This is a genomic window from Catenovulum maritimum, from assembly GCF_001050375.1.
Classification (GTDB): domain Bacteria; phylum Pseudomonadota; class Gammaproteobacteria; order Enterobacterales; family Alteromonadaceae; genus Catenovulum; species Catenovulum maritimum.
This window is the reverse complement of record NZ_KQ130484.1, coordinates 82,291-105,307: the sequence shown is the minus strand read 5'-3', so window position 1 is coordinate 105,307 and position 23,017 is coordinate 82,291. Positions and strand designations below refer to the sequence as shown.

The following is a 23,017-nucleotide window of genomic DNA, read 5'->3' as shown; positions in this document are numbered from 1 at the left end:
GTCATTAAAGCGTATTGAAATAAAATGATGAATAAACTAATGTAGCGGAATCAAATGTGTCGTATAGACATGAAGTAAATAACCGTTTAAACAACTGAGCATCATCAAATGACCACACCGTATAATATCAACGACTACCAAAACCCACTTTTTACCGTTGATAGTGTGTTATTTACTATCAAAAATAATGCACTTAATGTATTACTGGTTAAACGAGCCAACCAACCCTTTATCGACCATTGGGGTTTACCCGGTGGTTTTGTTGATATTAATAAAGACACATCGACTGACCAAACCGCATTACGAAAATTAAAGGAAAAAACAAATGTCAGCCCTCTCTACCTTGAGCAATTAGAAAGCTACTCGGGTCACGAGCGTGATCCAAGAGGTTTTAGTGTCACTTTAGTCTATTTTGCGTTAGTACCCGAGCAAGCCGTATCAACCCATATCGAAACCGTAGATGATGTTAAATGGATTGAGGTGAATAGCTTAAACACACTGTCGATTGCGTTTGATCATGCCTACATCATCCAACAAGCTAAAACACGTTTACAACAAAAAGCCTTGTATTCAATGACGCCGGTTTATTGCTTACCACCGTGTTTTACCATCGGACAATTCAAGCAGGTAATTGAAGCCATTATTGAAAAAACCATACAGCGTAAAACCCTCATTCGGCGTATTGAGGCTTCAGATATGTTTGAAACCATTGATAAAAAAGTCAAATCTGGTGGCCGGTTAGCACAAGTTTATAAAATAAAACCGGGTGTTGATATCGTCAATTTTGAGCGTAACCTATCTATTTGAATGTGGTGTGAATGAACATTCAAAACAATAATAAAAGCAAAGGATGATGACTTGAAACAACAAAATATGTTTTCTTATTACCGTGATTGTTACAAAGAAGACAGCGCCGATTTAAATTTATGGCACTTGAATAAGCTAAAAGCTGAAGACAGATTTATACTCTCAGGGCAAGACGATCTCGGCAGTGGTTTTTTAACGCAATTACCGATCCCTCGTGATTTTGCCGAACCCATGCACAAACGGATAGACATCTATCAACGCGAACGTGTCTTGTTATATGTAAGCTTTTTATTTGTCGGAAAAATAGAAATCAAAGGCGAAATAAAATCGGTCGTTTCGCCTTTGATTTTTAATGACGCAAGCCTGACTCATAAACACGATGAGCATAACCTAGCCAATAATGGGGGCCATAACGATTATTATTATTGCTCCATCGATCAAAACGAACCTGAAATCAATAGCGCCTTAGTTGATATATTATTAGCAGAACAAGCTAACGAACCAGAGGTGGTAAATGCGTTGAATCAAGCCGATGTACGCTCGCCCACATTTTGGACTGCACTACTTAAGCACAGCGAGACAAACATTGATACACTTGAGCTGCTTAACTTCCCTACACTTTCACACGCAGATAGTATAAAAACGGCACTCAAAAAAAAGGTGGCATCACTGCTCCCCGTGTCTATGTTGGTGTTTATCGAACGTTCAAGCAGTAGTCGAGGCGTATTACACGAGCTTGAAACCATTAGTACAAGCCAATCATTTTCAGCACCGTTAGCCCAATTAATTAATCCCCAACCGCCAATAAACACACTAAAAAAATTAAAATATGATTATTTGCCAGGATTACTGTCTATACCACAGCAGAAACTCATTTCAATTGCTGCACACGAGCCATTAGGGTGTGCATCGGGCCCACCCGGTACCGGAAAAAGTTATACCATTGCTGCGATCGCCGCTGAGCATATGGCACGGGGCGAGTCAGTTTTAATTGTTGCAAACAACGATGCCGCATTAGAAGTCATAGGTCAAAAACTAGATGAGAATTTTGCATTAAGTGACGTGTCTATTCGTACGGGGCAAAAAATATTTTTAAAGCAATTTAAAAACTACTTAGCCGATTTACTTTCGGGTTATTTTAACGATACGTTAAAGCAACAACCTGATGCCTGTGAAGCGCAATTAAAGTCGATCAACAAACAGCTAAAAACGCTTGAGTCTCAATTTTTACGTTTTTGCAAACAAGCCATAAAAAGAGGCCTGCGACTAAAAAAACTAGCACAGCGACAGTCACCTTGGCTTTATAAACTTTATTTAACTTTTGCTCATCGTCGCATAAACAAACTAGTGGACCAATGGCACGCATTAGACGCAATAAACAAGCAACACGCGCAACGTGAAACACTCGCGAGCCAATATTTAAGCGCACTGAAAAATAAAAATTTAAAAACCTTAGTCGACAATCATCGCTCTTCTTTGCAGGCTTTTAATAAAGCAATTAGAAGCCGTACATCAAAAAGGCAGTTTGAATTGTTCGATAACATCGAATATCCGGCCTTGTTGTCGGCATTTCCTATTTGGTTAGTTAACTTAAACAGCCTTTACCGTGTATTACCCTTAAAAACAGAAATGTTCGACTTAGTCATTATTGATGAAGCCACGCAATGTAATATAGCCAGCTGTTTACCGGCTTTATATCGCGCTAAGCGCGCCTTGATCGTAGGCGATACCAAACAGCTGCGCCATTATTCATTTTTAGCTAAACGCAAAGAGTCGCAACTCATGGTTAAAAATGCGGTCTCAACAAGCCATCATGCTATTGTTAGTTATCGCGACAACTCGATACTCGACTTAACATTAGGCACGTTGAGCAGTACCGACCAACTGGCTTTTTTAGATGAACATTTTAGAAGCAAACCTGAGCTGATCCATTTTAGTAATCAACACTTTTATCAAAACAAACTAAAAATTATGCAGCATCGCCCTTGCACACGAGCCGGTTTTTTACATGTGCAACGCGTTGAGGGCGAACGAAATAAAGCCGGTGTTAATCAAATTGAGACTGAACAGGTTATAAATGCAATCCGTGAGGAAATAGCCAACGATTCAATCACAGGTCACCAACACACTATTGGCGTTATCTCGCCTTTTAGACATCAAGCTGAGTTCATTGCACAAGCGATCGAGTCTGCATTTACGCCACAACAGATCAATGACCATAAATTACGCGCAGCGAGCCCGTTCGGCTTTCAAGGCGAAGAGCGCGATATTATGTTGATCTCATTTGCGATTGATAACCAAGCCAAAAGAGCGGCTGCCTATTTAAACAAACCCGATGTATTTAATGTAACCATTACTCGCGCTAAGCAAAAGCAAATTTTATTTTTGTCGATAGATGAACAGCAACTGCCTGAAAGCAACCTGTTGAAGCAGTATTTAAATAGCATTAATCAATTTAACGCAACACACCATGTCGCCTCTCAACTAGGTCACTTTCAAACCGAAATAATAGCCGCACTCAATAAACTAGACATTGAAACGTGGCCGGGATATATGCTGGCCAATACCGAACTCGATATATTGTGCCGTTATCAAGGCCAGTATTTAGCACTTGATTTAATAGGCTACCCAGGACCATGGTCTGATTATTTTGAGCTGAATACTTACAAATTACTTAAACGCGCTAAAATCAATGTATTGCCCATCAGCTACGGATTATGGGTGGTTAACCCTACAGCCTGTTTAAATAAAATTGTCACTCTGTTAAAAATTAATGAGCATCATAAAAGATAATCTAGCCCATACTTGCTTTCTCAAGCATGGGCATACCAGAACTAAAATCCAGTTACGTGCCACATAGTAGGAAGCTGTTTAGTAGAGGTCTCGCTATAAGATTGAAAGGTGCAGAAAGTTACACCTAAAAAGCAGCATTTCAATAACTTAAACTCATTGCCAATTATCTACTTCCTTGTTTGTTTGATTAATAATATCGCTAACTGACATGACTGGCCGCCTTGCGATATCAAAGCATGAAAAATCTCTCTCTTTATCGCAAAAATCTAACATTAAGTAACTCACCGGTTTTAACGTTGAACATGCGTTGATTTGTGTTTGAGCTTTCCAACCCGCCCAAACTCTCAACCCAAGGACCCAATTTAAGGTAATCCAAGTGTGCTATGATAGCTTGGCTTACTTTTTCTTTGCCTGTATATAAACAGGTTTTCAATTTATATCCTTGGCTAATTTTGAGTAGCTCAATTAATCTTTGGCTCTGCCACTCTCCACCAAAAAAAACGACACAACTAATTAATGCCTGATATTTGTCAATCCATTGAGTAAATATCTCGCAGCTTAATGGTGTACCAAATTTTGCATTTTGAATTTCTGGACTATGGCAGCCAAGGCAATTTAACCGACAGCCTGTAATAGTGAATAATAAACTGATTTCACTTGGCACTTCTTGCAAAACAATCTGGGGTGGCGATATATAATTAAACATAAAAATTCCTATATAAACGCAAGTCATTATTCTATATCAACACAGTAAATCGTTGGCTTAGTTAGCCTTAACCACACCTTAAATGCTGGACTAATTCGATGAAACAATTTACTGATAGGCGTGAATACCAATTTGCTCAACTCAACGAAAACCAACTCACCCCTGACCCGATAAAACAACTAGACACTTGGTTAAACCAAGCAATTGAACTTCCGATTCAAGATGCAAACGCTATGGTGCTATCTACTCTAAACCCAGAACTAGAAATAAGCGCTAGGGTTGTGTTACTCAAACAAATAGATCAAACTGGCTTAACTTTTTTCACTAGTTTGAATAGTGAGAAGGCGCAAGATATACGTTTTAGTAATAAGGTGTCTGTGCTATTTCCTTGGCTCGCATTAGACAGGCAAGTTCGAATTAAAGGCATAGCCGAACCAATACCAACTCATTTTGCAAAGCTGTATTTCCAAACTCGACCAAGAAATAGTCAGCTTACCGCTTGGGTTAATTCAACCAGCTTAATTGCAGATTCTAAACAGTACCTAAAGCACCAATACCAATACATGAAACAAAAGTTTTTAAACCAACAAATTCCTATGCCTGATAACTGGGGCGGGTATATCATCAAGCCCCATTATTTTGAATTTTGGCAAGGTGGTGAAGCTAGGTTACACGATCGTCTTTGTTACCAACTTTGCGCTAAAACAGGTTGGAAAATTAGCCGTTTAGTCTAGCTTCTGTTGTTTTTGTTAGCTTGCTCGTTTCACCGGCTGTATATGATAATGCCTTAACTTGTGTTCCTGCTGCCTAGGCGAACTAAAGCTAGATACCTTCTTTAAATAGCCAATAACACGGGTTGCCCAAGTTATCTGTTTTGAACCACATTGAGTGCAGGCATATTCTGTTCTCTTATCAATGTAATGACAGTCATTACATACTGTCACCTTGATGTTAGTTGTCCAATAATTACATCCTGTTCTGGCGGCGATTTGATAAATTTTGAGGTATTGTGCTTTATCTGGATAATCATCCAAATTTAAATGCAAGGCTGAACCGCCATCTAAAAATCGATTTAACTTTTTGCCATGTAAAATAAACTTATCCAGCATATTAATATCTTCATCTTCAACTGCATAAAAATACGAGTTGTAGCAATCTCGATTAACCTTTAACCCATCGGCTTTATCCCATTTTGCATTTTTAACCCCTAAATTCTCAGCTGGGACAAACTCTGTGTTGAACTTATAACCCCACTTGCGACTTGCCAGTCTATTTTGCTGATATATGGTTTGGAGTTTTTCAGAGACAAAATCTATGTATCGCGCATTGTTATCTGCGACTATGCCTTCTGACTCTGCAGCTTCAACCATGCCATTTATACCTATAGTTAAAAATTGCTTATCTAGTTGAATAAAGCCAGCGTCATATACAGGCATCAAACCATGTGCTTGATAGTCTTCAATTAACTGTCGGTAAGCGACCTGATAACAATGAATTTTATTAACCTGCTCTGTTAAATCTAAGCCTAATTGAGTCAAACGGTTAATATTTAGCGTCATTACGTTAATAGAGCCAGTTGCAACCCCACCCGCTCCGAGTGAATAAGAAAATGTGTTATCTTGTACTTCATTCCTTAAGCGGCAACATGAAGCTAACGAATCAGGACTATCCGACATATAAACAAAAAAGCTATTGCCTTGGGCATTTTGGTCCGCGCAAAAATCAGCAAATTCGGTATCCGCAACTTCGCCGTTATTTGTCAACATAGCAGCTGTCACGACAGGGTAAGTTAACAATGCTTTGGTTCTTTCTTGATTAAACCAAGTCATAAAAAAAGCCTGTAATGCTTGTATACTTGTCCAATCTGGGCAGTGATTGCTTGTCTTTGAGGAGCTAGATTCATCATAAGGAAAGACAAAATTATCGAACATGGCTTCGCCGAATGTGCGAGAAAACAAGCTTATATTCCAAAAAACCGACTGATAACCACGTGCTGCAGCTGGTTGATTTAAGCTATAAACCACATGTTGTAGGTGCGCAATAATCGTTTTCGTATGCTGCTCTAGGTAATTTTCACCGTAATCTTTACGAGCAAAATAATCAAAATAAGTTAAAAATTCGACCGTTGCCACAGCCCCAGCAAATTGCGCACTCACTGCAAAGACTAAATTAATAAACGAGCCACAGAAAGACTCTAAGTGCTTGGGCGCTTTAGATTCACCACCGAGTTGAGTTAAACCATCCAGCAACAATGGATACAAGGTTAAACTAACACAGTAAGGCTTGAGCGAGCTCTCATCATGACAATATATTAAGTGCTGTTCTAAATCAGCAAGATAACTCTCCGCCATCTCTTGGCCAAAGACCGAATTAATTTTATCGACCAATAATGCTCGATTTACCGCTATATTGATGTCCTTATTTAATTCGCTTTCTAGAGTTGCAATATTCTTACAATTTACATTGGCATTAGCATCGTATTTAGAGCCATCTGCCGCATTCTCTGCTTGCACATATTGCTTAATAAATTGAGTTTTATGTTGGATCAGTGATGGTGATATATGTTGCATTAGCGCCCCTATTACTAGATATAGTATTTTTTATAGAGTTAATCACTATATCTAGTAAGCAACAATCGACAACAGAATCTCACTTGACCCACATCAAGCAGTAAATCAATTTAGCTTTACCCTTTTAATTTGTAAGTATTTATTGGCATAGTATTTTTAATTTAAGTGCTAGGAAATATTAGCTGATACAATCAAATAGGGAAGTTGAAAATACGCTAAAAGGCATGATCAATGAAGCTATATTTAGCTGCTATGCACGCTCGCATAACCATATAGTTTTTTAAATGAAAAATTCAGAAAACTAAACCTTGAGCCGTTAATCCTTACATGCTCAAGGTTTTATTTTTTATCGGTTTAGTACAGATTAAAGCTGTCTGAATGCGATTTCAGCGGCTTTAATTGTAGCTTCAATATCAGCTTGTGTATGCGCAGTAGAAGTAAAGCCAGCTTCAAACGCAGAAGGCGCTAGGTAAACACCTTGATCTAACATTAAGTGATAAAACTTCTGAAAACGCTCAATATTGCATTCTGTTGCTTGTTGATAGCTAGTAACTTGCTCTGCATCAGTAAAGAAAAAACCAAACATACCGCCAACCTGATTTGTGGTTAACGCAATACCAGCAGAGTCGGCAGCTGCTTTAAAACCTTTTACTAATTGCTCAGCTTGTGCAGTAATATTGCTATATACAGCTTCAGCATTATCCGCTAATAAGGTTAATGCTTTTATCCCTGCCGCCATAGCGATTGGGTTTCCAGAAAGCGTACCCGCTTGATAAACAGGACCGTCTGGTGCGATATGGTTCATGATTTCAGCTTTACCGCCAAATGCACCAACTGGCATACCACCACCAATGACTTTACCTAAAGTAGTTAAATCTGGCGTGATATTGTAATAACCTTGCGCGCCACTTAATGACACACGAAAACCAGTCATGACTTCATCAAAAATAAGTACAGAACCTGATTCATCACAAATTTGACGTAAGCCTTCTAAAAAGCCTTCATTTGGTGGGATACAGTTCATATTACCGGCAACAGGCTCAACAATAATACAAGCAATATCGTCACCACATTCGGAGAATAATGCTCTAACTGAGTCTAAATCGTTAAATTGAGCGGTTAATGTGTGTTTAGCGAAATCAGCAGGTACGCCCGGAGAGTTAGGCACACCTAAGGTTAAAGCACCTGAACCAGCTTTTACTAATAAGCTATCCGCATGGCCATGGTAACAACCTTCAAATTTCAATAATTTATTACGGCCGGTATAACCACGAGCAAGGCGAATAGCAGTCATAGTTGCTTCTGTACCTGAGTTCACCATACGAACTTTTTCCATTGAAGGTACAATTTTTTTTACTAACTCAGCCATAGTGATTTCAGCTTGAGTTGGTGCGCCATAGCTTAAGCCTTTATCTACCGCTTCATGAACAGCTTGACGAATTTCAGCATGGTTATGACCTAAAATCATAGGTCCCCAAGAACCAACATAATCTATGTATTTTTTGCCATCGACATCAAATAAATAAGCACCGTCTGCTTTATCAATAAAAATAGGATCGCCACCAACTCCTTTAAAAGCTCTAACTGGAGAATTAACGCCACCCGGAATGTGCTGCTGCGCTTGCGCAAATAATTGTTCTGAAATTGTCATATTAAATTACCGTGTTGCCTTTATTGCTATACCAGTGAACTGGCGTTTCGTATTTACTAACCACATCTTGTACACCCAATGTCAGCGCAAATAATGCCATTCTGACTAATACGCCATTATCGGCTTGACGGAAAATAGCTAGGTTAGGGTTTAGATTTAAATCGTTATCTAGTTCGTTCGCATCGGCACGCGAATCACGTGGCAATGGATGCATTATAATAGTGTTAGATTTACAGTGCTGAGTGTAGATAGCTTGATTTAAACGGAAACGACCACGATACAAGTTTGCTTCAGCTTCTGTTGGGAATCGCTCTTGTTGGATACGGGTTTGATAAACGATATCCGCATCTAAGTGGCCTTCTAATTGCTCTGAAATAACACACTCATGACCTGCACTAACAATTTTATCGACTATATCAGTCGGCATTGCTAACTCTTTAGGTGCGATAAATGTGAATTTTATATTTTTGTGTAAGCAAAGTAATTTAGATAAAGAATGAACCGTTCGACCGTGCTTTAAATCACCGACCATAGCGATATGCATGCCATCAATTGACGCACCGTGTGCTTGTTGTTCTTTTTTAATCGTATATAAATCAAGTAAAGCTTGAGTTGGATGCTCGTTGGCGCCGTCACCGCCATTAATAACAGGCACTCGGCTACCTGTTGCAAATTCGGCTACTGAGCCTATATCAGGGTGACGCATTGCAATCACATCACTATAACTACTTAAAACACGAGCCGTATCAAATAAAGATTCACCTTTAGATAACGCTGAAGTACCTGCACCTGCAGTTTCTCGAACATGGCCGCCTAAAAGGTTAAAAGAAGTACCAAAGCTAACTCGAGTTCTTGTGCTCGCTTCAAAGAAAAGGTTACCTAAAATGGCACCGTCTAATACTCGGGTTTGTTTTTGTCTGTGAGCATAAGGCTGCATGGTATCGGCTATTCTAAATATGTATTCAATACTTTCACGATCAAATTGGTTGACCGAAAGAATATTAGCGCCTTCAAATTTAAACATAAAAATCACCTTATCGCTGCGAAAAACTAGACTGAAAAATATATGCCTGAATCTGTAGATAATTAAACTCAGTATGGACTAAGTAAATCATTAGACTGGATTTATTTGGCTTGTCAAAATGTGCATCCATTAACTTTATAATTCGCACATACTGCCACCAAGTAAACAGGCGGCTTATGTTACCATATTTGATTTTAAATGCTGTAGCTTGTTGATGATTTATATCATGATAAATGACCTAATTTCTTATCCAAAGCCCTGGTGAAATATTAATAAACCGTCAAACAAAAAGGAACGAATTGATTCAAAACCTGTCACATTAGGCATCACTAATTTATCGAATTTTTCCGAACTGAGCTAGGATAATACTTAATCAGCACACGGATAGAAGATCAAAAATGAAGGATAAAGGAAATTAATGAAACACTACCTAACGACAACTTGCCTGTTATTAACACTAACTGCTTGCGCTAAAAAGCCGAGTGTAAATTATGTTTCTGAGGGTACACCTGAATTAGATTCACCACTCCACAATTGCTATAAAATGCCCAAAGACAAAAACTCAAGGCTTGAAGATGTAGACTCAAGCAAAAATGAAGAGTTAGGCTTAGCAATAGTAACGGCTGCAGCAATTGTAAATACTGAATCATCCTATGATGACTGCGGCAAAAGAATGAAAAATCAAAAACCAAAAATAGATAAATTTATCCAAGATAGAGTAACAAAATAGCGATTAGTTATAAACGAACAAAAGGCGCTCCAACCTCTTTAAGTTGGAGCGGACTATCTGTAATAGCTCAATCGACTAAGCTAGTAATTGAGTTATAAAATAAGTTATTCGCGCTAAATTAAGCTGCCTCTCTAATATTTAAGCATCATTATGTTTAATAAGCACTACTTAACGTTTCTTTAATCATACTGACCAAAAGTGCCAGTAAAATGAGATATATTGTCATTTTTAAACCTTGTCTTTAACGCTATCCTAAAAAGTCTTAAAAACCTCAAAATGGTTAGCTAGCTATGATAAATACACTTAAAAAAATCAGCCTCATTTTTACTATTTTCTTGTCTGCATGCGGCACATTAAATACAAATCAAACAACTAAAACACAAGTAAATCATGCAGCTCAAAAGCCTAATATCATTATTGTTTTCACCGATGATCAAGGCTTCCAAGATTTATCTAGCTACGGTTCGCCATTAATTAAAACGCCTAATTTGGATAGAATGGCGAAACAAGGCGCCCGCTTTAACAATTTTTATGTCGCATCATCTGTTTGCAGCGCTTCTCGAGCTTCATTGCTAACAGGCCGGCTAGGTGCTCGAAATGGCACAACAGGCGTTTATTTTCCCGATAGCAAAGGCTTAAATCCAGATGAAATCACCTTAGCTGAAATGCTTAAAAAATCTGGTTACAGTACAGCTATGTACGGCAAGTGGCATTTAGGTGATTTAGAAGCGTCTTTACCAATAGCCCAAGGTTTTGATGAATATTTTGGCGTGCCGTACAGCAATGACATGTATATAGGTTCGAAACAAAAACTTGCTGAAAATATAAAACTAAACCTAAATTACAATTTAGAAAAAATAAAATCGGATCAAGTCTTTGTCGAGAAAAATCGTAAAAAGCGGGCAAATATCAAGAAAGCAGGCATTAAAGAGTTAGTTCCTTTGATGGAAGGCAACCTAATTGTTGAATACCCTGCTGAGCAATCAAGTTTAACCCAGCGTTTTTTTGATAGAGCAATCTCATTTATTGAGCAGCAAGATGAGAAGCCTTTCTTTATTTACTTAACACCCGCAATGCCACACGTGCCTTTGTTTACCTCTGAGCAATTTAAAGGTAAAAGTGCACGGGGGTTATATGGAGATGTAATTGAAGAAATTGATTGGCACATGGGCCGCTTAACTAAACATTTAGAAAGAAATAACTTAGCTGACAACACGCTCATTATATTTGCTTCAGATAACGGTCCATGGCTTGGATACAAAGATCATGCTGGTTCAGCAGGTCATTTACGCGATGGTAAATTTACTAACTTTGAAGGTGGCGTTCGAGTCCCTGGCATTTTTTACTGGCCAAACAGGATAAAGCCAAATTCAAACAGTCAGCAACTTGCCAGCAGTTTAGATCTCATGCCAACATTAGCTTACTTTGCAAAAGCAGAATTACCGAATGTGAAAATAGATGGTATAAACCTAGCGCCACATTTGCTAAACCCTAAAGAGTCAATTGAACGCAGCATAATATATAGTTCGTCTAAAATGATTGCAGGTATTCGAGAAGGTGATTGGAAATATATCCGTAAAGGCGGTGTCAATTTACGTAAGCATAAGAGCAACAATCAAGCTTATTTATTTAATTTAGCCTATGATGAAGCAGAACAAGTTAACTTGATAAGTAAGCACCCAGATATAGTGAATCAACTAGAAGCGAAAATTAAAACAATTGAAGCTGACATTAACTAACTTCAGCCGTTTATAATTCAAATATTACCGCTATGCTAATGCGCTTTTGCGATAATAAGTTTGATTTTCAGCGCAATACATAGTGAGTTCATTTCCCCAAACACAGCCTGTATCCAGAGCAATCACTGACTGACGGTTGGTTTGCCCTAACAAAGAAGCCCAATGACCAAATATGACTTTGGGCATCATAGTGTTTTCTGCATAACATTCAAACCAAGGGGTTAAAGACTTAGGGGATTCACCAACTGGCATTTTGGCTTTAAAATCTAAACGATTGCGTTTATCTAAATAGCGCATTCTGGTGGTAATATTAACGATTAATCTGAATTTATCAGTATCAGATAAGTCTTGGCTGTAACAATCTGGCTTATTGCCATACATTTTTTTAAGCCAATCTTGATAGTTATCCGCTCGTAATTTTTGTTGTGCAGAGTCAGCTAGGCTTAAATGTAAATCGAGTGATAAGTCAGGGTGTAAACCAGCATGAGAAGTCACTAAATTGAATTCGGGGAAACACCTAATTAAAGGCTGAAATCTAAGCCAATCTATATAATCTTCGATAAACTCTGCATTTAATAATGCTTCAAGCTTATCGTTTTTTTTCGCTGAATATAGGCCTGAGTAAATAGATAATAAATGTAAATCGTGGTTACCCAATACAGGCTTAACCGCATCACCCAGTTTCAACATTAAACTGGCGACTAACTCAGATTCTGGACCTCTTGCGACTAAATCGCCGACAGGTACGAGCGTATCTGTAGACGGCTCAAAGTTAACTCTATCTAGCAAGCTCATTAACTCGCTATAACAACCTTGTATGTCACCGACAAAGTAATGAGCCATAAAAACCGCTTAATTTAAAATGTTAGGTTGAGCGAGTCTAAAGACATTAATTGGTGCGTGAAACTCTGTTTCATCAAGCTTATTGATCATAACGTAATAGCCTTCCATAGTCGCAACTGGAGTTTCGACAACGGCACCACTCGTGTAATGAAATTTCGCATCCGGCTTAAGTATAGGTTGTTGGCCAATAACGCCATCCCCCTGCACTTCGACCTTTTTACCATTACTATCTGTTATTAGCCAATAACGACTTTTTAGCTTAACCGCAATGTCACTGGTATTATGAATCGTAATGCTATAAGTGAAGACAAACCTTTCTTCAGCAGGATCAGACTGATCATCTACGTACTGAGTACTGACTGAAACTAAAACTTTATCTCCAAGATTATTCTGGCTCAATGTCACTTTCCTTTACTACTTATTATCTTTTGCTTCAACATACTGAGCAATCTTAACGAAATCATTTAAGGATAAGTACTCAGCTCTGATTGTTGGATCTAAACCTAACTCAGTAATTTCATCAGCTGAAACTATATCTTTTAAACTATTGCGTATGGTTTTACGTCTTTGATTAAACGCGGCGGCTGCGACCTTTTCTAACACTTTGGGGCTCACATCAGCTCGGCTAGCTTTTGGAATTAGACGCACAACCGAAGACTCAACTTTAGGTGGTGGTGTAAAACATTCAGGGCCAACTCGTACCACAGGATAAGCATCGCAATAATATTGCGTCATAACACTTAATTTGCCAAAGGTTTTGCTACCTGGCTCGGCGCACATGCGATCTACCACTTCTTTTTGTAGCATAAAGTGCATGTCTGCAATTTGCTCACAAAAATTGAATAAATGGAATAGCAAAGGGGTCGAAATGTTATAAGGTAAGTTGCCGAATACTTTTAATTTCTTCTCATCCGAAATCAAGCTCGCAAAGTCAAACTTCATCGCATCAGCTTGATAAACAGTTAATCTGCGTTTTAGTAACTGATCTTCTTCAAACCTTTGCACTAAATCACGATCTAGTTCAACCACGTTTAGATGTTTTACCCTATCAAGTACAGGGAAAGTAATCGCTCCTAAACCTGGACCAATTTCGACCAAAATATGGTCATCATCCGGATCGATTGCATCAACAATTTGGCCAATAATAAAATCGTCATTTAAGAAATTTTGACCAAATCGCTTACGAGCTTTGTGACCTAAATGTACATCATTAGCCATGTTTTTTGGACCTATTCGCTAAGTTTATCGCTTCGTTTAATGCCACAGTAAAGCTACCAACTTCAGCTTCACCAGTACCGGCTAAATCTAATGCAGTACCATGATCCACTGAGGTTCTAATAAAAGGTAAACCTAAAGTAATGTTAACCGCTTTGCCGAAACCTTTATATTTTAAAACAGTTAGGCCTTGGTCGTGATACATAGACAACACAGCATCTGCATGTTGTAGGTATTTATCTTGAAATAAAGTGTCAGCAGGTAAAGGGCCGACTATATTCATTCCTCGACCACGCAACTCATCTAACGCAGGCGTAATCGTTGTCATTTCTTCTGTGCCTAAATGACCATCTTCACCTGCATGTGGGTTTAAACCACAAACATATATAGTTGGATCATCTATGCCAAATTTTGAAATAAGCTCAGAGTGCAGTATCTCAGTCACATTAATCACGCGCTCGTAAGTAACGGCTTTTGATACATAGGCTAGCGGAATATGAGTTGTTACTAATGCAACTCGCAAGCCTTCTGTCGCAAGCATCATAACGACGTCAGCCGTATTAGACTCTGTCGCGAAAAACTCAGTGTGGCCACTAAAAGAAATACCAGAATCGTTAATTATGCCTTTATTAACAGGGCCAGTTACAATTGCATCAAACTCGCCTGAAATATTTTTTTCACACGCAACTCTCATGCTTTCTACAACATAAAGACCATTTTTGGCATTCAACTCACCACATTTGACTTCTTCAGCTAATTCAACAGGCAATATAGTTAGCGTGCCTTTAGCTTGAGGTGTCGCTGGTACTGTCTCGTCGTAAGGAATTAATTCAATTGGTAAATTAAGCTTTTTTGCTCTGTCTTTGAGTAATTCAGGCGAAGCAATTGTAATAAGCTGCGCAGGCCAATCTTGTTGCGCCAGTTGTAATACTAGATCAGGGCCGATACCAGCTGGCTCGCCCGGTGTAATTGCAATACGTATAGTCATTAACTTGCATCACCTACAATTTCAACAAAAGCTTGGTCTCTAATTTCACGAACCCAAGCTTCTACTTCTTCATTAAATTTACGATTAAAAATCATTCTATAAGCATGATCTTGATACGCGTTCTCTGTCGCATCTTTAACGCGACGATCGATTAATTGTACTAAGTGCCAACCGTGAACCGTTTTAAATGGCTGAGCATATTCACCCGGGTTTAAACGTGCTAATGCATCTTTAAACTCTGGTACATACATGCTTGGATCAGCCCAACCTAGCTCACCACCTTTAGTTGCAGAGCCTGGATCTGCTGAGTGCTCTTTTGCTAACTCGGAAAAGTCTAATTCACCGGCTTGAACTTTAACTAAGAAATCATTCAACATATTTTTCGCTTTTTCATCGCTTAAAATAATGGTTGGTTTGATTAAAATATGACGTGCGTTCGCCTCTTTAACTTCAACTGTCTGGCGCCCTCTGATATCCGTAATTTTTAAAATATGAAAACCTGCACCACTTCGAATTGGACCGATAATGTCGTCTTTTTTCTGATTCACAACCGCTTCAGCAAACAAGGTAGGCATTTCGTTTACATTCATCCACCCCAGATCACCACCATCCAATGCTTTTGCACCTGATGAAGAACCAATCGCAATTTTTTTAAAGTCGCTGCCTGAATTTAATAACTTAATGATTTTATTCGCGCGTTCTTGTGTGCTTTCAATTTCATCTGCACTCGCACTCGGAGCTAAACCAACCAAGATATGACCTAGATTATATTCCTCAGTTTGCTTTCCTCTTTCTTTCAATAATGCGACTAAGCCATCTATTTCTTGTGGCGACACATAAACTCTACGAGAAACAACAGCTTGCCTGACTTCTTGCGAAGTAATGTCTTGACGTAAGCGTTCTAGAAACGTTTCATAATCCATCCCCGAAGCGATTACATTTTGGCGAAACTTCTCTAAAGTTAAGTTTTGTTGTAAGGCGAGTTGCTGCACTTGTTGTTGTACTTGGGCATCACTAATTTGCAAACCGATTCTTTCCGCAAACTGCAGTTGTAATTCGTTTGCAATAAGCCTTTCTGTTACCTGAACTTTTAATGCTTTATCAGAAGGTAAAGCTTGGCCGGATTTTTTAGCTTCAGCTTGTAACTGCAACATCATTCCCGTTATTTCGTTTTCTAAAATAACGCCTTGATTGACAACTACCGCAACTTTATCTAGTAATTCAGCAGCACTAAGTGAGCGAATTGTGCCGACATTGGCGCACAATAAAATTATTAAACTGATTATTTTTGTTAGTTTCATTCTTAAACTCACTGATTTAAAAAGTGTGGTTCTCTATATTTAAATAAACCACGATTAAGTATCTTACGAGCAGCTCGGCTACTTTGACCAAAACCTCTTATCGTAAATGATAACATAAGACCCGAATCTCTTTCGTCGGTCGCGACCGAAGTCTGACTATCATTCGCGGCTAAGTTAGATTGAACCTTAGTTTGCCAACCTAAGCTAAGCTCCCAACAACAAGATTGATATAACAGACCAGCTTGAGCCTCGACAGTTCGATTTAATCGTAAATCTTGGTGAAAACTTGCAAAAGTCTGCCACTGGGAATTAATCCGCCAAAATGAGGTTAAGCCCAATTGCTGGATCCCATTGTTAGCGATATTTTTAAGATATCTATGGCTGAATTGCAATAAGTGGTCTTCGTCTCGGCGATAATCAATTGTAACCTGACTTTTTCTGGTTTCGCCTTGTTGTGCATCAAACTGCAAGCCATAATGCAAAAACCAGACTTTTCGAATATCTAAATCTAGCTCTAACGCAAGTGCAGACTCGCCTCTTTCATTAATATCCTGAATTAATTGCTCATTATCATTGAAATTAAAATCACTAAAATCGGTTCTAGATTCTTTTAAATAAAGGATTTGACCTATACTCAGACGCAATTTTTCTCGATTAAAGCGATTAAACAATCGAGTTGTTACCCCTAAGGTTAACTGGTTTGCTTCTGGGATTCTATCAATTCCGCTAAATCGGTTCTCTCTAAATAAACCGATGAAGTCATCTTGTAGTAATACAGAGTCATATAAACCAATGTTTTGCTGGCTTTTATAACCAACTCTTAAATATTGGAACCTAGGCTCTAAGGTTTGACGCATACTTTTATCAAACCAATCAACGGGCCGTTCAAGAATCAGTCGGCCATTCACTCTAAACCTAGGTAAAGTTCGGGTTATTGTATCATAGCCATCGACTTCACCTACTTCTGTAATATTCTGTTGATGATAAGCAGTCGAAGCTAACGAGCTGGCTATACTTAACTCCCAAGCAGGGCGGTAAATAGACCAGCTTAATTTAGGTTCTGTATGTAACCTAATTGCATTAGGTAATGACTTTTCTTCGGAATGAAACCAAGCAAACTCAGCAGGTAGCTCAAGCGACCACCCTTCTGGCTGGGTGTAACCTGAATAGTTTAGGCTTATTTCGGGTAAAGTTCGGTAAGGTCGACTATGGCTACCAAAAACTTCAAAGTCACGTAAATTAATCGACAAATCCCAATTTTTATCAATTCGGTTAAAAGAAACACGTCGCTGTACATGCGTATCAACTTCATTCAAATCTTTAAAGCCTAAATCGGATACATAGCTATCATCACTAATTAAAATCAAATCGACTGATGTATCCCAAAATTCATTTAACTGTGCTGTATGTAGCCAATTAATCGCATTTCGACTTTGAATGCCTGAACCGGCGATATCATCAGCAACAAACTCACTATCACTCGACATAATCTCAAAGTAGATTTCGCCTTCTGAGTTTTTCGTTAAATATCTATATTCAGTACCAAGTTGCAAACCACGTTTAGATAATAGCCTAGGGGTAAAAGTCGCATCCATTTGCTGCGAAATGTTCCAGTAATAAGGTGCAGATACATCCAAACCGCTTTGGGTTGAGGTTTCAATGCTAGGGTATAACCAACCGCTCTTTCGCTTATCCGTTAACGGGAAAGACAAATAAGGCAGGTAAATAACGGGCACTTCAAACAACTCAATTCGACTATGCCAAGCTTCGCCCCACTCATCTTGCATAGATAAGGTTATTTTTTCTGATTTAAGCTGCCAATCGGGTGCTGCTTGTGGCGGGCAGTTAGTAAAAGTAGCATCGGATAATTCTAATTTTTGATTTTTTTCATCGATTAGAAAAACACCTGCTTGTCCATGTCCAGCAAAGTTATCTAACTGGTATTTTGTTTTTGTCAGGCTGAGCTGCGATTTATTAAAATCAGCTTCAAGTACATCACTATGAGCTTGGAAAAATTGGTTACTAAATTCAATGCCGCCTGAGGCTATAATTCTGTCTCTGTTACTCGAAATGTTTGCTGTATTCGCCCGAATAGAATTATTACCTTGGCGAATGCTAACGTCTCCAATAAATTTAGCTGCGCTTTCTTTGCTAACTTCGGTTTTATCTGCTTCGATAATAATAGGTAAGTTAGGGTCTGTTTCTAGCGTTTGAGTTGAGGCTGGCTCATCAGCCTTACTAACACTGGCGTTGACATAACATTGCAATTCATCAGCAGCAAGACAGCTACTAAAGAAAAAAACCGAAACTAATAAAATACGAATCACGTGTGATTGAACCAGTATAAATAAACTTAGGATAAAAATTTAGCGCGCTAATTAAAAGACAATAAAAACGAAAGCGTCTTACCTAAATACAATGAAAGCGTTATGATAAAGCAAAATAAATCTTAGGGCTATTTCTTGTGAGTTTAAGCTGCAATTCTTAGTCATTTTTTAGTCTTTAACGCCAATAATTAAGTCAAATAAATGAATTCGTCTATTTCACCAAGTGAACAATTACAAAATTGGGTTAATCTTCAACTACCAAACTTAGCATTTAATATAAATTTAATCTCAGGCGATGCCAGTTTTAGAAAATATTACCGAGTAGAATTAGCTGATAAAAGTCTAATTGCGGTTAATTCGCCACCAGCGCAAGAAAACAACCCGCTGTTTGTAAATCTAGCAAAAAAACTCAAGCAAGCCGGCTTAAATACACCGGAAGTTATTGCCACTGATTTTGAAATGGGCTTTATGTTGTTAAGCGATTTTGGTGATATTCATCTTGCCAATTTAATTTCGTCAAAAAATTACCCAAGTTTATACCAAAATATTTTTCCCACTTTAAATCAGTTACAGCAATTGCCAACAAGTGAATTTGATTTAGTTGATAAATATTCTAGCAACTTGGTCCAGTTTGAGATGAGCTTATTCAATGACTGGTTCGTCGAGCAACATTTAGGGCTAAAATTAAATACAAAAGAACATGAGATGCTAAATTCTGCCTTTGAATTCATCTCAAATCAGTTCCAACAGCAGCCTCAAGTTTTAGTACACAGAGACTTCCATAGCCGCAACATTATGTTTGCCGGCGGAGATATAAACCAACTCGGTTTAATTGATTTTCAAGGTGCTTTAATTGGACCTATTACCTATGATCTCGTTTCTTTACTTAAAGATTGCTACCTAATTTGGCCGCAAGATAAAGTTACTGAGCTAGCAGAAACGTTTCGTCAAACATACCAAGCTAATATAACCAAAGAAGCATGGCATAAGTGGTTTGATTTAACTGGGCTACAACGCCACATAAAATGCGCCGGTATTTTTTCTCGCCTTGCAATTAGGGACGATAAACCCAATTACCTTAAACATATTCCAGATGTCATGAACTACATTTATCAAGTTTGCATTAAATACCCAGAATTAACCGAATTTGCGAAGTTAATCGAGAGTAAGTTACAACTAGGAAGTAACACTAAATGAAAGCTATGATTTTAGCCGCTGGTCGCGGTGAAAGAATGAAACCTTTAACGGATATAACGCCAAAACCTTTATTAAACGTCAATAATAAATGTTTAATTGAATATCATATTGAAGCTCTAGTTAAAGCGGGTATCAGCCAGATAGTTATTAACCATGCATGGTTAGGTGAGCAAATTCCTAAAAAATTGGGTGACGGTTCAAAATATGGCTGTTCAATACAATATAGCCCTGAACCAGTTGGCGCATTTGAAACTGCTGGGGGCATAATAAAAGCTCTACCCTTGCTAGGTGATGAACCTTTCATTGTAGTCAACGGTGATGTTTGGACTGACTTTGATTTTGCCAAATTGAAACAGCAAAAGCTAACACACCTAGCACATATAGTACTCGTTAATAATCCAGAACATAACCTTGATGGTGATTTTGGGATACAAGGTTCTCATGCAGAATTAGTTTCTAAGCAAAAATATACTTTCTCAGGAATTGGACTTTATTCGAGTAAGTTTTTCCAAGAAGAATTTGAACTCCCGTTAGGTTTAGGTAAACTGCTAAAGCAAGAAATTGATAAAAAACAAGTAACTGCAGAGATTTACCAAGGTCAGTGGTCTGATATTGGCACACCAGAAAGATTAAGAAAAATACAAGAACAACAAGCATAAGGCGGCATGAATGAATAGTTGGGGAAAAATACTAGGTTTAATTTTTGGATTTATGTTTTTCCGCTGGCCTGGTGCCATTATGGGCGTACTCATTGGCCACTATTTTGATAAAGCCTACGCCAAAGCTTTGGCAGATAGCGGCGGTTTATCCAGTTTAATAAAAGGCCAAGCCCCGCTCGCCAGTCGAGCTATCTTTTTTCATACCTTATTCTCAATTATGGGCCACATCGCCAAATCTTCAGGCAGAGTAACAGAGTCTGATATCGCCCTAGCGACTGCTTTTATGGATAAAATGGGACTAAAAGGAGATATCAGAAAAGAAGCTCAAGCCGCATACCGAGAAGGCAAACAAACTGATTTTCCAATTAAAGAAACACTGGAAGAATTTAAACTATATTGCTTTAGCCGCCGTGATTTCATGCTGGTTTATTTAGAAATCCAAACCCAAGCGGCTTACGCCAATGGACAACTACATCCCAATGCCAAGGCAGTGCTAAAAAAAGTAGCAAAAGAGTTAGGTATAGACGACTCAACGTTTAACGCTTTATTAAGTCAAGTAGCAGCAAGTGTAAAACACCATCAACAAAATCAATCTGCAAACAGCAAAGTTGATATTAACAATGCCTACAATATTTTAGGTGTGAAACCGACTGACGATGTAAAAACGATCAAAAAAGCATATAAAAGGTTGATGGCTCAGCATCATCCAGACAAACTATCTGCTCAAGGCTTACCTGAGCAAGCAATTGATTTAGCAAAAGAAAAGGCGCAGGACATACAAGCGGCATATGAAGCTATTTCAACTAGTAAGAAATAATCAGAAGTTTTTTCGATTCAAACTATACTATTAGTATTCACTTTAAGATCTATGATTCATTTATGAAAATAAACTTAAAATTAGCTATATATGTCGCCTCAATGGCCATTTTTGCCATGCTAATTATTTCTTATTCTTCATACCAACGTATTTTAAATAATAGTCAAAGTGAATCTAATACAGCGATAAAGTCACTTGTCGCGACTGTTTATGATGCTGCAGCTGTCGCCGCCTATCTAAATAACCAATCACTGGCAGATGATGTTGTAAACGGTCTACTTAAGAATAATATCGTACTGTGTGCCAGTATAAAAACCGAAGAAATCAGTAACCAACTTGGTCAAATATGTAATACGGAGCAATATAAAGAGCAGCTTATTTCGCCTTTCGATGAACAAGAAAGTATTGGTGAAATCATCATTTATAAAAATGAATTACTCGTCAAAGAAAAAGCTCAGAACCTAGCTAAATCAGAAATTATAGGCAGTAGCTGGATTGTCATTATCAGCTCTATAGTTGCTTGGGTAGTTACCTACTTACTAGTCTCTCATCCGATTGAAAACTTAACTCAAGAACTTGCCAAAGTTGACTTAAACAGTGATCATCCCAGTCACTTAAAAGAAAGCCTAAGAAACGACGAAATAGGTATTATTCGTCACAGAGTCAATGAATTGCTAACCAAACTAGATGAGAGAATAAATAAAGAGCGCACGTTAGCAATGCAGACCCAAATGCTTTCTAACAATTTCAAAATGATCTGTGAGCTCTCCACTAATGCGCTAGCGGTAACCGATCAAGATCTTGTCCTTAAATCTTACAACCCAAAATTTAAAGAGCTATGGCAAAAAAATAGCGGTTTGAATGAGATAATCTTAGATGACCTTTGGCTTGAGCGAATGTGTTATGAAATTGATGAAGTTAAACAAGAAATTATAAGCTGTACCGAGCTCAACCATCCGCATACAGTTGAAATTGAAATTATAAACTCAGCTCACCCAGAATCAGAACAGCAGTGGTTTAATCTAACTTATACCAAAGCCGAAAACATGTTTGGCGAATTAAATACTTTTATTTTCTTAAATGATGTGACTCAGCAACGTAAAAAACTACTTCAAACTGAATTTGAAGCCGACCATGACACATTAACTCACTTAAAAAATCGTCGTTCGGCAAGACGCATCATTGAACAATATATAGCCAACAAAGATATGAGCTCAGAGTTAGGCTTACTTGTGATTGATTTAGATGGCTTTAAAGCAGTTAATGATACATACGGCCATGATGCGGGCGATTTAGTATTAATTGAGCTGGCAAACCGGATTAAAAAGCTAACTCGTAAATCAGACTTAGTTGCTCGCTGGGGCGGTGATGAGTTTGTAGTCGCTTTAAATAACGCAAATCAAAGCCAAGTTGAATCTATAGCTGAAAAGATAGTAATAGCCACCCAAATGGCCATCCCTCTCAATGCTGAAGTCAGCGTTAATTTAGGCTCGAGTATAGGCGTTGCCATGTTCCCAGCATCGGCAAATTCATTTGAAAAGCTATTCGACAATGCCGACTTCGCCATGTACCAGGTTAAAAAACAAGGCAAAAACAACTACTCTGTTTTTGATTGGCAAGAAAGCTAACCGCATACTAAATACAGTTAGC

General features: G+C 38.2%; 19 protein-coding genes. 9 read left to right on the top strand and 10 right to left on the bottom strand.

Annotation, left to right across the window (positions count from 1 at the left end; all coding sequences use genetic code 11):
* Positions 1-108: 108 nt before the first annotated feature.
* Complete coding sequence (locus tag XM47_RS04640; protein ID WP_048690280.1) at positions 109-807, top strand: NUDIX domain-containing protein; 699 nt, start codon at positions 109-111, stop codon at positions 805-807.
* 51 nt (positions 808-858) lie between these two features.
* Positions 859-3,600: a DEAD/DEAH box helicase gene (locus tag XM47_RS04635; RefSeq protein WP_245623418.1), complete on the top strand. Its 2,742-nt coding sequence runs from the start codon at positions 859-861 to the stop codon at positions 3,598-3,600.
* A 253-nt stretch (positions 3,601-3,853) separates the two neighbouring features.
* On the opposite strand, the gene nrdG is transcribed toward XM47_RS04635, so the two are convergent.
* Positions 3,854-4,306, bottom strand: coding sequence for an anaerobic ribonucleoside-triphosphate reductase activating protein (gene nrdG, locus XM47_RS04630; protein ID WP_048690279.1), 453 nt, complete (start codon positions 4,304-4,306; stop codon positions 3,854-3,856).
* A 98-nt stretch (positions 4,307-4,404) separates the two neighbouring features.
* Here nrdG and pdxH point away from each other — a divergent pair, with 98 nt between their 5' ends.
* Positions 4,405-5,040, top strand: coding sequence for a pyridoxamine 5'-phosphate oxidase (gene pdxH / locus XM47_RS04625; RefSeq protein WP_048690277.1), 636 nt, complete (start codon positions 4,405-4,407; stop codon positions 5,038-5,040).
* A gap of 15 nt (positions 5,041-5,055) precedes the next feature.
* Here pdxH and nrdD read toward each other — a convergent pair whose 3' ends face one another.
* The 3 genes from nrdD to XM47_RS04610 all read right to left on the bottom strand — a co-directional run bounded on the left by nrdD (position 5,056) and on the right by XM47_RS04610 (position 9,551).
* Entirely contained in the window at positions 5,056-6,876 is a 1,821-nt protein-coding gene (gene nrdD, locus XM47_RS04620; protein WP_048690275.1) for an anaerobic ribonucleoside-triphosphate reductase, read from the bottom strand.
* A gap of 364 nt (positions 6,877-7,240) precedes the next feature.
* A complete protein-coding gene (gene hemL, locus XM47_RS04615) occupies positions 7,241-8,527 on the bottom strand; it encodes a glutamate-1-semialdehyde 2,1-aminomutase (RefSeq protein ID WP_048690273.1) in 1,287 nt (428 codons plus the stop codon).
* A 1-nt stretch (position 8,528) separates the two neighbouring features.
* Positions 8,529-9,551 (bottom strand): aspartate carbamoyltransferase, encoded by a 1,023-nt coding sequence (locus XM47_RS04610; protein ID WP_048690271.1) that lies wholly within the window; start codon positions 9,549-9,551, stop codon positions 8,529-8,531.
* A gap of 418 nt (positions 9,552-9,969) precedes the next feature.
* Between XM47_RS04610 and XM47_RS04605 the strand changes: the two genes are divergently transcribed.
* Positions 9,970-10,281 (top strand): hypothetical protein, encoded by a 312-nt coding sequence (locus XM47_RS04605; protein ID WP_048690270.1) that lies wholly within the window; start codon positions 9,970-9,972, stop codon positions 10,279-10,281.
* Between the two features lie 290 nt (positions 10,282-10,571).
* Positions 10,572-12,020 (top strand): sulfatase family protein, encoded by a 1,449-nt coding sequence (locus tag XM47_RS04600; protein ID WP_077066475.1) that lies wholly within the window; start codon positions 10,572-10,574, stop codon positions 12,018-12,020.
* 30 nt (positions 12,021-12,050) lie between these two features.
* Here XM47_RS04600 and XM47_RS04595 read toward each other — a convergent pair whose 3' ends face one another.
* Genes XM47_RS04595 through XM47_RS04570 form a run of 6 tightly spaced genes read right to left on the bottom strand, consistent with a single transcriptional unit; the run spans position 12,051 to position 18,694 of the window.
* Positions 12,051-12,863, bottom strand: coding sequence for a symmetrical bis(5'-nucleosyl)-tetraphosphatase (locus XM47_RS04595; protein ID WP_048690268.1), 813 nt, complete (start codon positions 12,861-12,863; stop codon positions 12,051-12,053).
* Positions 12,864-12,872: 9 nt separating this feature from the next.
* Positions 12,873-13,262 carry a Co2+/Mg2+ efflux protein ApaG gene (apaG, locus tag XM47_RS04590; protein ID WP_048690267.1) on the bottom strand — a complete coding sequence of 130 codons (390 nt, stop codon included), beginning with the start codon at positions 13,260-13,262 and terminating at the stop codon, positions 12,873-12,875.
* 15 nt (positions 13,263-13,277) lie between these two features.
* A complete protein-coding gene (gene rsmA, locus XM47_RS04585; RefSeq protein ID WP_048690265.1) occupies positions 13,278-14,081 on the bottom strand; it encodes a 16S rRNA (adenine(1518)-N(6)/adenine(1519)-N(6))-dimethyltransferase RsmA in 804 nt (267 codons plus the stop codon).
* Positions 14,074-15,066 carry a 4-hydroxythreonine-4-phosphate dehydrogenase PdxA gene (pdxA, locus tag XM47_RS04580; RefSeq protein WP_048690264.1) on the bottom strand — a complete coding sequence of 331 codons (993 nt, stop codon included), beginning with the start codon at positions 15,064-15,066 and terminating at the stop codon, positions 14,074-14,076. The genes rsmA and pdxA overlap by 8 nt, the downstream gene beginning before the upstream one ends.
* Complete coding sequence (surA, locus tag XM47_RS04575) at positions 15,066-16,367, bottom strand: peptidylprolyl isomerase SurA (protein ID WP_048690262.1); 1,302 nt, start codon at positions 16,365-16,367, stop codon at positions 15,066-15,068. The genes pdxA and surA overlap by 1 nt, the downstream gene beginning before the upstream one ends.
* An 8-nt stretch (positions 16,368-16,375) precedes the next feature.
* Positions 16,376-18,694: an LPS-assembly protein LptD gene (locus tag XM47_RS04570; RefSeq protein ID WP_048690260.1), complete on the bottom strand. Its 2,319-nt coding sequence runs from the start codon at positions 18,692-18,694 to the stop codon at positions 16,376-16,378.
* Positions 18,695-18,895: 201 nt separating this feature from the next.
* Here XM47_RS04570 and XM47_RS04565 point away from each other — a divergent pair, with 201 nt between their 5' ends.
* From XM47_RS04565 to XM47_RS04550, 4 genes are all read left to right on the top strand, one after another.
* A complete protein-coding gene (locus XM47_RS04565; protein ID WP_048690258.1) occupies positions 18,896-19,891 on the top strand; it encodes an aminoglycoside phosphotransferase family protein in 996 nt (331 codons plus the stop codon).
* Positions 19,888-20,550, top strand: a complete 663-nt coding sequence (gene murU / locus XM47_RS04560) for an N-acetylmuramate alpha-1-phosphate uridylyltransferase MurU (protein WP_048690257.1) — start codon at positions 19,888-19,890, stop codon at positions 20,548-20,550. The genes XM47_RS04565 and murU overlap by 4 nt, the downstream gene beginning before the upstream one ends.
* Before the next feature lie 10 nt (positions 20,551-20,560).
* Positions 20,561-21,367: a co-chaperone DjlA gene (djlA, locus tag XM47_RS04555; RefSeq protein ID WP_048690256.1), complete on the top strand. Its 807-nt coding sequence runs from the start codon at positions 20,561-20,563 to the stop codon at positions 21,365-21,367.
* Positions 21,368-21,429: 62 nt separating this feature from the next.
* Entirely contained in the window at positions 21,430-22,995 is a 1,566-nt protein-coding gene (locus tag XM47_RS04550) for a GGDEF domain-containing protein (RefSeq protein ID WP_077066474.1), read from the top strand.
* Positions 22,996-23,017: the final 22 nt, after the last annotated feature.